This is a genomic window from [Clostridium] colinum, from assembly GCF_940677205.1.
GTDB classification, from domain to species: Bacteria; Bacillota; Clostridia; order Lachnospirales; family CAG-274; genus Tyzzerella; species Tyzzerella colina.
Window position 1 is genome coordinate 1289139 of record NZ_OW712331.1, and the last position, 16406, is coordinate 1305544.

Sequence of the window (16406 nt, forward strand, 5' to 3'; positions counted from 1 at the left end):
TTTTCACCTAATTTTCAAATAATTCAGGATATAATGCTTTTGCTATATTTTCAAAAGCTACAATAGAATTTTCATTTGCTCTTGAGCTAGTATTTTTTTCTATTAAATATACTTTATTGTTTTTAACTGCATCTATATTTTCCCAACCAGCTCTCTTTTTTATATCTTCAACTGGTGTTTCTAAAAAGTCTGCGTTTGTAAGTATAACACTAGGATTTTTAGCAACTACTTGCTCTTCAGAAACTGGTATCCAACCATCTTGTTCTTCAAAAATATTTTTTGCACCTAATAAATTAATCATATCATTTAAAAATGTATTTTTTCCAAAAGTATAAGCATCTGGCATTGGAGAAGTTTCAAAATATACACTTATAGGATTTTCTTGTTTTACTGTTTTTACTTTGTCTAAAATAGAATTCATTCTTTCTTCATAATCACTAACTATTTTTTTAGCTTCTTCTTCTTTTTTTGTAACTTTACCTATAAATAAAATATCTTCTTTTATACCTTCAACACTTGTAGAAGTAGGTACAACTGTTACAAAAGCTCCCATTTCTACCATTGGTGCAAAAGGGTCTGTACCATCTGATTTGCTCATACCAGTACCAAATATAATATCTGGTTTTAATGCAACAATATTTTCAGCATCTGGAGTCATAATATCAAATATAGGTAAATCTTTATTTACTCCGTCTACTTTTAAAGAATATTTATCTACTGCCACAAGGTTGTCTGCAAGACCTAAGTTAACTAATGTTTCTGTTATACTAGGTGCTAATGAAATTATTTTATCTGTTTTTTCTGGTAAAATAACTTCATTACCCTCTCTATCTAGCACTATATTACTATTTTCTATAGTAGTACTTTCTATGCTACCTTCTTGTTCATTAAAAATACAACCAACTAATAATGTAGACAATAAAATAGCAAAAATTAAAATTAAATTTTTAAACTTTTTCATAGTTTTTCCTCCTAAATATTTTTATAATTTTTATATTTATTTTTAAAGATTATAGTATATCCTCTGCCATAACTAGGCAACCAATCATAAAAATTTTTACTTTTTTCTTTAAATAAATACATCATTATAATTGATATTACTCCACTATGACAAATGACTACTACATCTTTAATTTTCTGTTTTTTACAATGATGAAATAAATCTTCAAAAGCTTTTATAACTCTGTTTTCAAACTCTTTTTTTGTTTCACCATTAGGTATATTATTTTCATCTATATTTTCAATCCATTTTTTATAATCTTCATTATTTTTTAACTGTTTATAACTTTTAAGCTCAAAATCACCAAAATTCATTTCTTTAAAATTTTCATTTACTATATAATCTACTTTTCCAAAAAGTATATTTAATGTTTCAATAGTTCTTTTAAGCCCACTTGTTATAAAAAGACTAGGCATTTCATATTGTATAATATTTTTCAAATGGTATAACTCTTTTATCCCATTTTCGCTTAACGCTATATCTGAAAATCCATAATATAGCTTTTGTTCATTTGCATATGTTTTACCGTGCCTTATTAAATTTATTTTTATTTTATCTCCATTGGTATCCCACAAAATAATCTAACCACCTTATCACTATTTTTAGATAATATAGATAAGCTATGCCCTATACTTTCTCTTAAAAGACGCATTTCATATTCTATTGGTACAATACCACAAGATATATCTTCACAAGTTATTATTTTATCTCTAAACCTATCTATATTTTCTTTTATGTATATTATAGGTTCTTTATTGTTTTTTATCATAGCCAAAATAAATTTATCTATATTAGCTATTATTTTTTTATTAAAATCTATTTGGATATTTTTATCATCACAAAAAAATACATTACTATCATCTATATTAAACTTATCTTTAGCGTAACTTAATTTACCTTGATAAGCTCCTCCTATAATAAGTATCATAAATTCCTCCTATAATATTGATAAAAAAAGTATAGATGTTAAAGAACTTGTTGTTATTATAAATCCACATAAATCTCCAGATATACCTTTTAAATCTTTTATACAAAAAGTAGCAAAAATAAAACAACTTAATATATTTATTAAAATTATTTTTAATATGCTAAAATAATATGATAAAAATAAAAACATTAATAAAATTATTAAAATAGTATAAAAATGCTTATTATTTAAATCTTTTTTAAAATTAGCTATAAACCCTTCTTTAGATATAGGATTAACTTTTATAATAAATAAGCTAGTAATACCTCTTGAAAACAAAGGTATAAATATTAAAGAGGTTATATTTTTATCTTGTTTTAATATTTCATAAATACATACATAGTATATAACATTTATTATTAATAATCCTATTACTGCAAATGCCCCAACACAAGAATCTTTTAAAATTTTATATTTTTTTTCTAAACTAGCTCTTGAAAATATAGCATCACAAGTATCCATATACCCATCTATATGAATAAATCCACTTAAAAATAATGGTATTAAACATACTAATGCTGACTTTATAGTTATTGGTATATTAAAATTACTTATTATATTTATACCCAAAAACCATATTAATCCAATAACTAATCCTACAAACTGTAAATAAACTATAATAAAAGGAAAATTTTTTTCTTCCCATTTTACTTGAGGCATAGGTATTGTTGTATACATAGAAAAAGCCATAAAAAGTCCATTTATCATAATTTTATTTCATCAAACCTTTCTTTGCCTTTATGCACTATAATGTTGTTGTAGCATACTTCTATTAAAACATCTGCATTTTTAACACAAGATTTATCTATAAAAGCTAGCCCTTTTTTATATGTGTTAGTTATTTCATCATATTTTATACTGTCAGAAAAAATATAGTCAGAAACTAATACCACATTTCTCATTTTACTTATTATATATAATAAATCCTCACTAACCTTTTTATAAGCCTCTAACATTAAATTATCTTTAAACATCTCATTAGCTAAAAGTGCTGTAACGCTATCTATTAAAAATGTTCCTTTTAAATCACATAAATTTTCTATATTTTTAATATCTTTTTGTATTTCTATTGTTTTAAAATTTAAATGTAATCTATTTTTTTTATGTTTTTCTATTCTTATTAAGTCTTCTTCATCTGTTGGACACATAGTTGCTATATAATAAAACGGTTTATCTTCTTCTTTTAAAGAAAATGCTATTTTTTCTGCTATACTAGATTTTCCATTTTTACAACCACCAGAAACATATACAATCATAAAAGCACCTACTTTAAATTATTTAAATAATCGGTATCTATTTTAGCTTCATCAAAAGTTGCCATATTTTTAAACATAGCAACAGATGCTTCCATTATAGAAAACATTAAAGGGCAACCACTACCTTCGCCCAATCTCATTTTTAAATCTAAATAAGATGGTAGTCCTATTTCTTTTTGTGCTAAAATATATCCTTTTTCCATAGACTTATGAGATAAAAACATATATCCTTTAATATGTTCATTTAGCTTAATAGCACATAAGCCTGCTACTATTGCTATAAATCCATCTACAACAACAGGAATTTTATTGTATGCACACCCTATATATACTCCTATCATTGTAGCTATATCAAATCCACCAACTTTTGTTATAATATCTATAACATCATTTTGATTAGGTTTATGTTTTTTTATAGCTTTTTTTATTATGTCTACTTTTTTATTGTAAGCATCTTTAGTAAGACCAGCGCCAACACCTACAACACTTTCTATTTCATCTTCTTTTAAGCCTAATATAGACGCTAAAATAGCACTACTTGTTGTCGTATTGCCTATTCCCATTTCTCCAGTACCTATTATGCTATATCCATCTTTTTTAGCTTGGTTAACAAGTTCAATACCTATATTAATAGCTTTTATAGCTTCATCTTTTGTCATAGCCTCTTGTTCAAAAAAATTATTAGTAGATTTTCGTATTTTTTTATTTATAAGTTTAGGATGATTTATATCACATTTTATGCCTACATCACAAACTAAAACATCTGTATTAAATTGTTTAGCTATGACAGATACACCTGTTTTACCTTCTAAAATATTTATTGTTTGTATAGCTGTTACCTCTTGTGGTGTAGATGCTATACCTTCTTCAAATATACCATTATCACTTGCTAAAACTATTATAGCCTTTTTGTCTATATTTATGTTTAAACTATTATATATACTACAAAGTTTTGCAGATATTTCTTCAAGTTCTCCTAAACTACCTATAGGCTTTGCCAAAAAATCTATATATTTTTTAGCTTCATTATAAATATTTTCATTTATTTTTTCTATATTTTTTAAATAATACTCCATATAAACACCTAAAAAAGCCTTAGTATAACCTAAGACTTATAACTTTCTATTTTATTATGTATAGCATAAAATAGTATTATTAAATAATTTTAATATATAATATTAATAGCTATGTAAATAGATAAGTTATAAACCTCAATAACCTGTGAGTTTTAAAACTAAAACTTGCATAATATAGTTATATTATTTTTTGGCAGGTATTCCGACTAAGACATCAACATTTATTTAGCCTTCCCAGTTTAACCCAGTGGCATATATAAATAAACTCCTTCATCACGGCAGCAAGGTCTGTTTAAGATTTTAACTCAATTCCCTATTATCGTTAAAACGCACCAGCAAGTCTATCTTAATATTTAATTATTATAAATTATACACACAATATAAATTATTGTCAACACATACAATTACAGTACAATAAATAAGATAAGAATATATCTTACCTTATTTATTATATAAAAAATTAATGATTTTTATTCAATTCTTTTTCTGTTTTTAAATATAAAACAAATAAAATTATAAGCATACTACCTAATGCAAATATCCAAGTTAATAAAAGGTTAGCCGTTATACCTGCTACAATATATCCTATTACACAACTTATAGCCACAACAAATGTATATGGTATTTGTGTTGCAACGTGGCTTATATGATTACATCTAGCTCCTGTAGATGATAATATGGTTGTATCTGATATAGGGCTACAATGGTCCCCAAAAACAGACCCTGCTAAAACAGCTCCTAATGATGTTATTGTAAGTTGTGGTGCTGTATTTTCACATACAACAGCTATTATAGGTATTAATATACCAAATGTACCCCAAGATGTACCCATAGAAAAGGCAAGTAGCCCAGCAACACAAAATGCTACAACTGGTATTAACATTCCTGCCACACTAGACCCTTCTACAAGCCCACCTACATATCCACCTGTATTTAATAAATCTCTACAAACACCACTTATTGTCCAGGCTAATATAAGAATTATATAAGCAGATACCATAGACTTAACACCTGTAGCTATGCCAGACATAAACTCTTTAAAAGTTAATACTTTTCTTGGGATAAATAATAAAAATGTAACTATTAATGTAAAAAATCCACTCATAGCAAGTGCTGGCCCTGCATTAGTGTTACCAAAACTTTCAGATAAAGTCATACCACCATTAAAATAACCACCAACATATAACATTGATAAAATAGATGAAACTATTAATACTAATATAGGTATAACTAAATCAAACACCTTACCTTTTTCTGATATAGATATTTTACTAAGCTCATCATCTTCATCTAGTGCCTCAAAGTCATCATTTTTTTTGCCTTCTAAGGCTAAATATTCACATTTTGCCATTTTACCAAATTCTAATTTTGTTAAACATACGATTAAAACCATAATCATTGTTAAAATAGCATATAAGTTGTAAGGTATAGTTCTAACAAAATCTTGTATACCATTTAAACCACTATCTGTCATTTGAGATATAACAGATGCTGCCCAAGAAGAGACTGGAGCTATTATACATATAGGTGCGGCTGTTGCATCAATAATGTATGCAAGTTTTTCACGAGATATTTTATATTTATCTGTAACAGGACGCATAACTGTACCTACTGTTAAACAGTTAAAATAGTCATCAATAAATATAATAACACCTAATACCGCCGTTGCTAACTTAGCCCCTTTTCTAGATTTTATTTTTTTTACCGCCCATTCACCATAAGCCTTAGAGCCACCAGCTTTTGTTATAATAACAACTATAGCCCCAAGAATTCCTAAAAATATTATAATAGAGCTGTTTTCTGAAAGTTTTTCTGCCATAAGGTTCATAGTAACTTCAATAGTTCTAGTACCAACTTGTATAACTCCATCTGTATCATATATAGAATATATTAATGTTCCAGATAAAATACCTACAATAAGCGAAGATATAACTTCCTTTGTTTTAAGCGCTAATATAATAGCAATGATAGGTGGGAGCAAAGATAAAATACCCACCGTGTGTATTTCCATTAAAATCTCTCCTTTGTATATATTTTGGGCTCTTTTTCAAAATTGAGGTAAATTTTAAATTTTAATAAAATTATAACATCTCAATATTTATTGAACCATTATTTTTATAATTTTATCACAAAATATTTATATATGCAAATTTTTAAATATTTATTAATAATTTTATTAAAATAATATAACAAAAACTAGTATTTAATTATAAAATACTAGTTTTTGTATAAATTTGTATATTTAAAACTATTTTACATTGTTATTAGTATACAAATTTTGCCTATATTCTTCACTAGATTTTTGTACTATTTTAGATAATATACTTTGATATTCTTTAAATTTACCTTGAGCCTTTTTTATAAGAGATTGCTCAAACAATACTCTTTCGTTATCTGGTGCTAAAGTATATGCTTTAGCTATAGCTCCTTCTGCTTTTAAAAGATTATATTCTTGCCTGTAATATTTAGCTAACTTAAGCCACAATATATAATTATTTCTATTATAAAAATTTGCTTTTTCTATACATTTTATAGCTTTAGGTATATTATTAAGATGTTCGTATATATCACTTTTAGCTATTAAAATATCAACATTTTTATCTTCTATAATTTCTAAGCACTTCGTAGCTCTATCATATAAATTAAGCTTTACATAACAATTAGCAATTTTTAATAATATATCATCTGATTTATTAAACAAATGTGCTTGTATAAATAAACTTTTAGCTTTATCAAATTCTTTCTTTTTAAAATATAATTCGCCTAAATAATAATATTTTTTATACACAATATCATCATTTAATTTGTTTATATTTTCCTTAGCATCGTCAAAATCTTCTTTTTCTATTAATAATTCTATTAGGTTAAATAATATGTCTAAATTATTGTTAGATAAATTTATAGCCTTTTTTAAATATGTTAATGCTAAATCATATTGTTTAAGTCTTATATAGCAAATTCCTATATTATTATATAAAATATAATTTGAAACATCAAAGTCTAATGCATCTTTATAAGACTTTATAGCTTTTTCAAACATATTTTCTTTAAAAAATCTATCTCCTTTAATCTTTTTTCGCTCTACTTGTCCTCTTTTTTCCCAATTAAAAAGTTCTAGCGAGATACTTTCTATTTCTTCTAATGTATAAAAATCATTAATAGTTAAAAATTCTATACTTCTTTGATAAAAACTTTCTTGTTTTTTTATTTCAATCAATTTGTTAGCTATATCAACATTTAAAAGGTCATTATATACCCAGTTTATAAACTTATCTTCAAAAAAATCTGTACTATACTCTTTAAAATTTTTATAAAAAAGATATATAGCCTCTTCTATCGAATAAATATTTATACCATTTGTAAGTTTATATGGAGATATATTTTTATCTTCTGCCAAACTTTGCTTTAAGCTAGCAACCATATAACCACCTTCTTTATAATCTTATTAGTTCTGTTATACTTCTAGCTATATTATCTAATATATCATAAAACTTATCTTTTAAGTCATAATATTTTCCATTTGGAGCAGTAACTGGGTCGAAAGATTTTAGGCTTTCTTTATCACGCCTTGCTACAACATATGTTGTAACTTTTGCCTGTTTTAGCATATTACAAATATCTTCAACACTTTTACCACTATTAGTAGGAACATGAGGAGGAGCATCTGTTATTAATATAAATATGTTTTGACTATCTGGCTCTAAATCAGAATTTTGTAAAAGTTGAACACCTGTTTCTAAGGCATCAAGTGATGATTCAGGTATATCTCCACCATAAGTTCTTGGTATATTTTTTACTTGACGTTTAAATTTTTCTATATCATTTGTAAAATTATATACACTAGGTTTTTCTTTTTCATTTAAATCTCCAAATCCTATAAGCCCAAGTTTAAATTTAGCCCCTCGTTCACTTAATATATTTGAAAATTCAATTGCTCTGTCTTTAACACCATTTATATAGCTATCCATACTACCTGTTGTATCTATTAAAAATGTAATATTTACATTTTCTTTACCTACAAGCTTAACATCTTCTTTTTCAGGTGGTAAAGAAAATTTTGTTCTATCAAATTCTTTTATTTTTATTTTACCTGTATTTATATCTTTTAAATATACTTCAAAAAGGTTATTTTCATCAATAGCATATGTTATTTCTATTTGAGATTCACCTTTAAGATTGTCCAAAATAGCTGTACCTATATATTTTTTATTTTCTTCATTTCCTTGTTCCCATTGATAAACATCAACTGCTACTGTGCTAGCACCATTAGCATTAGAAAATTTAGAATCTGAAAATTTACTTGGTATAGGGCTACCCATAGGTATAATAGGTATAAGTCCTCTTTCCATTGTATCTATATTTATTATAGCCTCTGTTCCAAAAATTTGTCTTGTTATTTGCCCTACTTTAACATTTCTATTAGGTAAATGTATAAGATAGTTATAAATAGCTGCTCCCATAGCAACACTTTTAGCTGGGTCTGTTGCTCTATAAGGCTCTTTTACAAATCCGGCTACCATTCTTTTAACCATTGGTATTAGTGTAGACCCGCCTACTAATATAACTTTTGATATTTCATCTGGCTCTTTATTTGCTCTTTTTAATGCTTCTTCTAAAATTTCTCGGCTTCTTTCTACATATTTTCTAATAAGTGCCTCAAAGTCTTCTCTTGTTATATCAATAGATAAATTTTTAGGTACACCATCAATAATTACAAGTGGATTTATTTTTATTGACACTTTTCCTGTACCAGATAATTTTTTCTTAGTTTGCTCTGCTTCTTGTTTTAATTTTTGCATAACTGTTTTTCTGTCTAAATCATCTAAGCTATCTATATCTATGCCACTATCTTGCATAAATTTTTCTTTCATAAACTTTATAAGCTCTGCATCAAAATCATCTCCACCAAGGTTCATATCCCCAACGTCTGAAAGCTCTTGAAAAATTTCTTCCCCATTTTCATCAATGCTAACTTTTAAAACACAAGCATCAAAAGTTCCACCGCCAAAATCATATACAAGTAAAGTTTGTGCATAGCCTTGTTTATATCCATATTCAATAGCTGCAGCCAATGGTTCAGATAAAAGATAAACATTTTTAAATCCTGCTAATATACCCGCTTGTTTTGTAGCAAAAATTTGTCTATCGTTAAAATATGCTGGGTGTGTTATAACAACTTCATCAAAAGTTTCTCCAGATTGCTCTTCTGCAGATTTTTTTAGTTTTTTTAATATTTCTGCACTTACTTGCTCTGGAGTTTTTTCTTCTCCATTTATAATAACTTTTTCATCTGTTCCTATTTTTCTTTTTATAGATATAACAGTACTTTCTGGGTAAATAATAGATGCTAATTTAGCCTCAGACCCTACTACTATTTCTTCCCCTTCTAATGTTGGATAATTAACAACAGAAGGCAAAACTTCGTCTGTACCATCTATTTTTACTACTTCAATTTTATCATCTCTATCTCTATATATTGTTGCAACGGAGTTTGTTGTACCTAAATCTATTCCTAAATATGCCATTTTTTAGCCCTCCAAAATTGTTTTATTAAATCTGCTTGGGTCAAAACTTTCACTATATCCAGAAGGTTCATATTCTGTACCATATCCCATATCGGTAACAGACCCTTTAACAAGGCCACCTTCTTCTTCTACTTGCAATGTTATGTTAAGTCTTGTTTTACCACTAGGTCTTTCTGGTAAATCTTTTATTAAAACTTCGCCTATTAGTTTGCATTTTTCAATAGTATCTTCTTTATTTATTCTTTCCATTATTTTTAAATTAAAGTTTGTCATATCCTCTTTTTCAGTACCAGAAAGAGTAAATATTTGTTCTTTTTTAGCTAATGCATATGGTGTTCCTCTTCTAATCATTGTGTAAAAAGATTTAACACCATTATTTTCTATTTCAAGCCCTATATCGTGAGGTACTGTAACCTCAAATTCTATAGACATTTTTTCACTTTCTATATCTGGAGATGATAAAAGTCCCATTTTCATAGCTGCATAATATGTTGCACCAAGAGATATATCTAAAGCTGGTCTTTCAGATGTGTAAATTTTACTTTCATTATTAAAAATAGCTATAAGCATATCTTTTACCCACGGCATCTGAGAAGACCCACCTTCTAATAAAACTCTATCTATATCATCTGGAGTTAATGCACCTGTATAAACTTCTCTTAAAGCCTTTAAAACAAGCTTTCTAGTTTCTTCTATAAAAGGGTTAATTATTTCTTCTAAATCATCTCTTGTCATCTGTTCTACAAAAGGTGGTATACAAAATGTAAAAGGTATTCTAAAAGTTTTTACTCCAGAAAGACGCTCTTTAGACTCTCTAGCACGGCAAATAAGCTCTACCATATTTTCTGGGCTTAAATCTTCTCTTTTTTGATTAGCTTTTTCTTCTATAAAATTATAGCATCTATTTAAAATATACTCGTCCACATTATCTCCACCGTGATAGGCTTTTCCACCTTCACTTATAACCTGTAATTTTATATGCTTATCATCTTTTTCTAAAACATTAAATAATGTGATATCTAATGTACCACCACCAAAGTCAAAAACCATTATTTTTTCATCTTGATTTAATTGATGTCTAAAGTTATATGCAAGTGCCGCTGCTTTTGGCTCTTCTATAAGACAAATAAGCTTGTCCGATATTCCAGCTATTTCACAAGCTTTCATAGTTGCTTTTTTTGCGGCATCGTCAAAATCATAAGGAACAGAAACAACAAGTCCTACTATCTCTGCTTTAGGATTTAAACTTTTACAATGTTCTATAAGCTCTGTTAATATTTTAGCAGATATTTCTTCTGGTAAGTATTTTTTTCCATCTAGCTCAACTGTTTCATTAGTCCCCATTTTTCTTTTTATAGAACGTATAGTAGTTTCTGGATATATTTTCATTGAGCGAAAAGCTTCTTCACCTATAACCCACTCGCCTTCTCCTTCGTCATCTTTTCTATATTGAACAACAGAAGGCATAGGTATTTTTCCAAATCCATTGCTTATATCTATTGGCTCTGGTTTTTCATTTATCATATCCCAATAGCTTATTATAGAATTAGTTGTCCCAAGGTCTATACCTAAAATATAATAATCTTCCAATAAGTTTTTATTTTCTTCTATTTGCTTTTTATATTCTGTCCATTTCATATATATCACCTCTTTTATCTACTATTTGTACTATATATTTATAATAAATTGTTTTTTAAACTGAGTCTTAGGTCGTATATCACCAAATCCAAAATCTTCTATATTAAAAATCATTTGTTTATTACTTTTAAACTCTACATACATTAAAAGTCTAATTGTTTTAACATCACTATTATCAAAATCTGAATAATCATTTAAATTTAATTTTATATTTTCTATAACCTTAAAATTTTCGTTTTCTTGCAAAGCAATATTAATATCTATATTTTTATCATTAGTTAAACAAAATACTTTTTTATCAAATTTTTGCCAAATAAAACTATTTTTATAGACAAAAGGTTCAAATTTTACACTATCTAATTTTTTTATAAATATACCTATATTTGACTTTATTTGTTCTTCATCTTCTATATACATTTTATCTTTTGGTAAAACACCAAGCTCTTGACAAGCTGTTATGCAAGCTCCGTCTGATATAAATCTTTTTGCTTTTGTCTTAAAACTTTTTTCTAAATTAAACCTAGATTTTATAAACTTATGTATAAAATCTATCTCTATTCCACCACCTGTTAATATAATGTTTTTTATATCATTTTCTTTAATCTCTATATTTTGAAATAAGTCATTAAAAAATGTATTCATTTCTTTTTCAAAAAAAGAGATTATATCAAAAATTTCTTGCTTTGTTATTATCTTTTGAAATGGTGGATAAAAAAAGTTATAATATAGCTTTATATCCGACAAGCTTTGCCTTTGAAAAATAATATCAAATTGTTGGTATACAAAAGAATCTAAACTATTTTTCTCATATTCTGTTAAATCTATCTTACCTGTTTCTTCTAAAAATTTTTTTGTTATTAAATTTTTTGTTATATTAAATAATCTTTGTTGTCCTATTTTTTCATTAAAATATGTTTTTACACATTTTATTTTGCCTTCTTCTTGTATTTTATAAATAGAAGCTCTAAGTTGCCTATTACTATAATCAACTATTAATATTTTATCTCCTATAATATCATTTTCATAAAAATAGCTTTTTAAAATACATTCTTTATCATTTGTAATTTTTAATAATAAATGGTCTATATTAGCAAGCTTAAAAGCTTCTTTTACATCATCATAATTAGCATAGGAAGATATAGATAAAACAATTCCTTCTATATTAGCATTAGGATTAATATTTTTTATATTTTCTATTAAAAATAATATAAATTTACTTAAAGCTAAAGTTAAACTTATGTTTTTATCTTTAACAGTATAAGTTAAACCTTTTCCAAGATTATCTACTATATTATCTATTATTATTTCATTGGCAAATCCTTTATTTAATATAGCATATTCTCCAAAAATCCAATCTCCAGTGTCTATATTATAAGAAACAACTGTTGGCACACTAGCTTTTCCATATCCTCCGCTAACATCAACAACATCTATATCCATTTGGTTAAAGTCAAAATAAGATATAGTTGAGGTTAGGTTACCTAAATCTATTCCTATAATAAATTTATTTTCATTAATCATAAAACCCCTACTTTGCTGCTATAATGGTAGCCCTTTTTATAATTCCTTTATCTTTTTCCTTATATCCATAATTTACAACTTTTATTATTTGACCTTTAATAAAATCTTCATTTTTTTCGGCTAATAAAACTTCGTGTTCTTTTGCATTAAACATATCGTGTGGATTTGGTTTTATAAGTAAAATATTATTTTGTGTCAAAATGTCTTCTATATCCATCTCAATATTATCTATATATTTAGTAAAATCTTTTATTTTTTCATCTTCACTATCTCTAAGCCTTACAACAGAATAATACATTATTTCTTGAAATGTGCTTATTTCAAATAAAATTGTATTTTTTATAAAATCATCTATCTTTTTTATGTAAAGGCTAAAAGTTTTTTCTAAATTACATAACATAGGCTCAATATTTATATGATTTTTTATATTTTCCATATTAAAATCTATTTTTAATGTATTATATATGGCATTAAAATCATATTCTATATCATAATTTTTAAAAATTTTTAACTCTTCATTTATTTTTATATACATTTTATCTTTATCTAAAAATATTTCGTCTTCTTTTTCTTTTATATTAATAGATTTAATATTTATACTTTCATATATTCCATCTATAATATTATATACATTATTTTTTTCATAAAATGACTTATTTTGCTCTATATATTGACAAATCACATCAAATTTATTTCTAATATTTTGTGAAAAATTTAAAGATTTATCTATATTATTTTTAAATAAATTTATATTATCTTCTTCTTTTAATATAGTTTTTTCTTTTAATTCGGCTAGATATTTTTCAAATATTTTAAAAGCTTTTTCTTTAAATTTATCTTCGGGATTTTTAATATCTTTAAAAATCCCTATAATAAATTTTTCTATTTTTTTATTGTCTATATCAAAATCTATATTAATATTTGTATCTATTGATTTAATCTTTTTATTAAGCTCATTAAAGCTTTTGCTTGTTTGTTGATAAGATTCTATTATAGGATTTAGTAAATTTTCTATATTAATTTTTTCATCATCATTCTCACAAAAGTCTTCTAAAGCCTTTATTTGAAATTTTATTATAGAAGTTAAAATTTCAATTTCTTCTTCTAAAACTTCCTTAAAATATTTTACTTGTTTTCTATTTTCTATATCATTAATAGAATTAAAGCAACATATCAGATTTGTTTTATAATTAGATAATATATTTTCTATAATAGTGGTTATAAAATGTTGTTTAATATTTTTTAAATCTATATTTTCAAAACTATTATCCGATAAAATATCTAGATTTTTATAAATATTATCTACATATTTTGTTGTTACATTTTTCTTTTCTGTATAAATAGGATTTATATCCAAATTTTTATTATCAGAAAAAAAGCTAACTTGACTTTTTAAAACAGAAACTATGCCAGATAAATTTTTTAATAATTCATTATTAAATTTAAAATTCATATTTTCTATGTTATTTAAAAAAGTTATATAATTATCAATAATTGTTTTATAAATGTTAAAAATCTCCTCATCAAATAATGCTAAGCTTTCATTATTTGATATATGATTCATAAATATAGATAAAATGAGCCTTTTTAATTGCTTCTTACTAGATATAAACTTTTCTTTAAGCATACAAATATACTGTTTTTTAAAGCAATCTTGCTCCATAAAAATTTTTTCAAATTCCATTTCTATGGTAGATTTACACATAGGCTCCTCCCTTCATAATACTTTATTAGTATAGCTCATCAACTGAAAGTTCTGTAACAATTCCACCATCACTCATACTTTTAGCTGTAACTTTAAGCATATTATCTGGGCTAACACTAAATATTACTTTTACTTTTTCTTTTCCTTTTGGTCCTTGTGGTATCCCTCTTAAAGAAGTTCCAGCAAGCCTTTTCATACCATCATTAGTAACAAAAGTATTTCCTTTTGTATCATCTGGTATAGTGTTTTCATAAACAACAATAGCCATACTGCTAACATTGTCAAAATTAGTTATTAATGGTTCTGGAGCTTCTACTACAAGGCTATCTTTTGGTATATCCATACCTGCTTTTACAATCTCCATAAACCTTCTACCTGCTATTTCTAACCCTATTGGGTGAATAGTTTTTTCGTGAACAACAGGACCTTTTACTGTTGGCATCATAATCATATTACAATAATGTGCTGCTCCTTGAGATATACTAAGTGCTGGACTTATTTTAGATTTGAAAGGTTCTTTATTAAATTTTTCTTTTATTTTTTCACTTACAATAGGCATAGATGAACTACCCCCTACTAAAAATATTTCATCTATATCTTCAGTTTTTATTTTAGCCGTTTCTAAAGATTTATCAACACATAAAATAGTTTGGTTAATCATATCTATAACAGACTTTCCTTGAAATTTTTCAAATATTTCATCACTATCGTTAAGTTTATTTACTCTCTTATGATTTAAAAAGTCATCTCTTGTTATTTCCATATTGATATTAACTATTTTAGGTTCTTGTATAAATGGTGCTAATACTATTTTTGTAGATTTTGCTTGTGAAAGTCTTTCTTTTGCTTGGTTTGCCATTTGTGCTAAACGAACTAAAGCTACCTTTTTTTGCCTTTTAGAAACACCATCATCTATATTTTCATCAAATAAATCTATTTCATTGTCTGTCAATTTTTTAAACTCTTCATATATCATATCTATTAATATTTTATCAACATCATTCCCACCTAAATTATTATCTCCATAAGTGCTTAAAATAGATATATTTGGTTCTTTATTTTCATCTAATTTTATTTCTAATATACAAGCATCAAATGTTCCACCGCCAAAGTCATAAACTAACACTTTTTTATCTTTTCTTTCATTTACTGCATAGCTTATTGCAGCGGCTGCTGGCTCTAGTCTTAAATATACACTATCTTCATCAAAGCCTGCTAGTATAGCTGCCTCTTTTGTCATTTTCTTTTGTTTATCTGTAGAGTTAGCCGGAACTGTTATTACACAACCTGAAAATTCGCCAGATATATTAAGCTTTTCTCTAGCATATTCATCTGCCATTCTTTTAAGATATCCCATTATCTCTCCTGCTATTTGTTCTGGCTTAAACACAAACTCTTTATCATCTACATTAACTACAATGTTTTCATCTGTACCTAAAAATCTTTTTATAGATAAAATAGTACTTTGAGGGTATATCATAGCCGCCTCTTTAGCCTGTACTCCAAATATTTTAGATAATTTGTTTTCATCTTCTATATCTGTTTCAAACTGGATAGCAGTTGGAAAAATATTACTACCATCAATAGGTATTGTTTGAACTTCACCGTCTTTAAAATCAAATATACTAACAACCGAATTTGTTGTACCAAAATCTATCCCCAAAAATAATCCTCTTTCTAAATCAAGACCTAATGTTCCCATTTTTATTTTCCTCCTT

13 protein-coding genes and 1 riboswitch are annotated in these 16406 nt (G+C 26.0%); all 13 genes read right to left on the bottom strand.

All coding sequences use genetic code 11. The annotated features are described in order from the left end of the window. Positions 1–7 precede the first annotated feature (7 nt). The 13 genes from NBW53_RS06475 to NBW53_RS06535 all read right to left on the bottom strand — a co-directional run bounded on the left by NBW53_RS06475 (position 8) and on the right by NBW53_RS06535 (position 16390). Complete coding sequence (locus tag NBW53_RS06475; protein WP_250277449.1) at positions 8–961, bottom strand: ABC transporter substrate-binding protein; 954 nt, start codon at positions 959–961, stop codon at positions 8–10. Between the two features lie 11 nt (positions 962–972). Beyond that, a complete protein-coding gene (locus NBW53_RS06480; RefSeq protein WP_250277450.1) occupies positions 973–1575 on the bottom strand; it encodes a histidine phosphatase family protein in 603 nt (200 codons plus the stop codon). Continuing rightward, on the bottom strand, positions 1548–1928 hold the full coding sequence (locus NBW53_RS06485; protein WP_250277451.1) for a P-loop NTPase family protein: 381 nt from the start codon (positions 1926–1928) through the stop codon (positions 1548–1550). The genes NBW53_RS06480 and NBW53_RS06485 overlap by 28 nt, the downstream gene beginning before the upstream one ends. A gap of 9 nt (positions 1929–1937) precedes the next feature. Next, positions 1938–2675, bottom strand: a complete 738-nt coding sequence (locus NBW53_RS06490; protein ID WP_250277452.1) for an adenosylcobinamide-GDP ribazoletransferase — start codon at positions 2673–2675, stop codon at positions 1938–1940. Beyond that, positions 2672–3223, bottom strand: a complete 552-nt coding sequence (locus NBW53_RS06495; RefSeq protein WP_250277453.1) for a bifunctional adenosylcobinamide kinase/adenosylcobinamide-phosphate guanylyltransferase — start codon at positions 3221–3223, stop codon at positions 2672–2674. Before NBW53_RS06495 ends, NBW53_RS06490 begins: the two co-directional genes overlap by 4 nt. Before the next feature lie 8 nt (positions 3224–3231). Then, a complete protein-coding gene (gene cobT / locus NBW53_RS06500; RefSeq protein WP_250277454.1) occupies positions 3232–4299 on the bottom strand; it encodes a nicotinate-nucleotide--dimethylbenzimidazole phosphoribosyltransferase in 1068 nt (355 codons plus the stop codon). 175 nt (positions 4300–4474) lie between these two features. Next, positions 4475–4651: riboswitch (cobalamin riboswitch) on the bottom strand. A 108-nt stretch (positions 4652–4759) separates the two neighbouring features. Next, positions 4760–6310, bottom strand: a complete 1551-nt coding sequence (locus NBW53_RS06505) for a Na+/H+ antiporter NhaC family protein (protein WP_250277455.1) — start codon at positions 6308–6310, stop codon at positions 4760–4762. Positions 6311–6547: 237 nt separating this feature from the next. Next, positions 6548–7720: a tetratricopeptide repeat protein gene (locus tag NBW53_RS06510; protein ID WP_250277456.1), complete on the bottom strand. Its 1173-nt coding sequence runs from the start codon at positions 7718–7720 to the stop codon at positions 6548–6550. Between the two features lie 13 nt (positions 7721–7733). Then, positions 7734–9824 (bottom strand): Hsp70 family protein, encoded by a 2091-nt coding sequence (locus tag NBW53_RS06515; protein WP_250277457.1) that lies wholly within the window; start codon positions 9822–9824, stop codon positions 7734–7736. A 3-nt stretch (positions 9825–9827) separates the two neighbouring features. Continuing rightward, a complete protein-coding gene (locus tag NBW53_RS06520) occupies positions 9828–11462 on the bottom strand; it encodes a DUF5716 family protein (RefSeq protein WP_250277458.1) in 1635 nt (544 codons plus the stop codon). 30 nt (positions 11463–11492) lie between these two features. Then, a complete protein-coding gene (locus NBW53_RS06525; protein ID WP_250277460.1) occupies positions 11493–12983 on the bottom strand; it encodes a DUF5716 family protein in 1491 nt (496 codons plus the stop codon). A gap of 7 nt (positions 12984–12990) precedes the next feature. Then, positions 12991–14688, bottom strand: coding sequence for a nucleotide exchange factor GrpE (gene grpE, locus NBW53_RS06530; protein ID WP_250277461.1), 1698 nt, complete (start codon positions 14686–14688; stop codon positions 12991–12993). A gap of 25 nt (positions 14689–14713) precedes the next feature. Then, a complete protein-coding gene (locus NBW53_RS06535) occupies positions 14714–16390 on the bottom strand; it encodes an Hsp70 family protein (protein WP_250277462.1) in 1677 nt (558 codons plus the stop codon). Positions 16391–16406 lie beyond the last annotated feature (16 nt).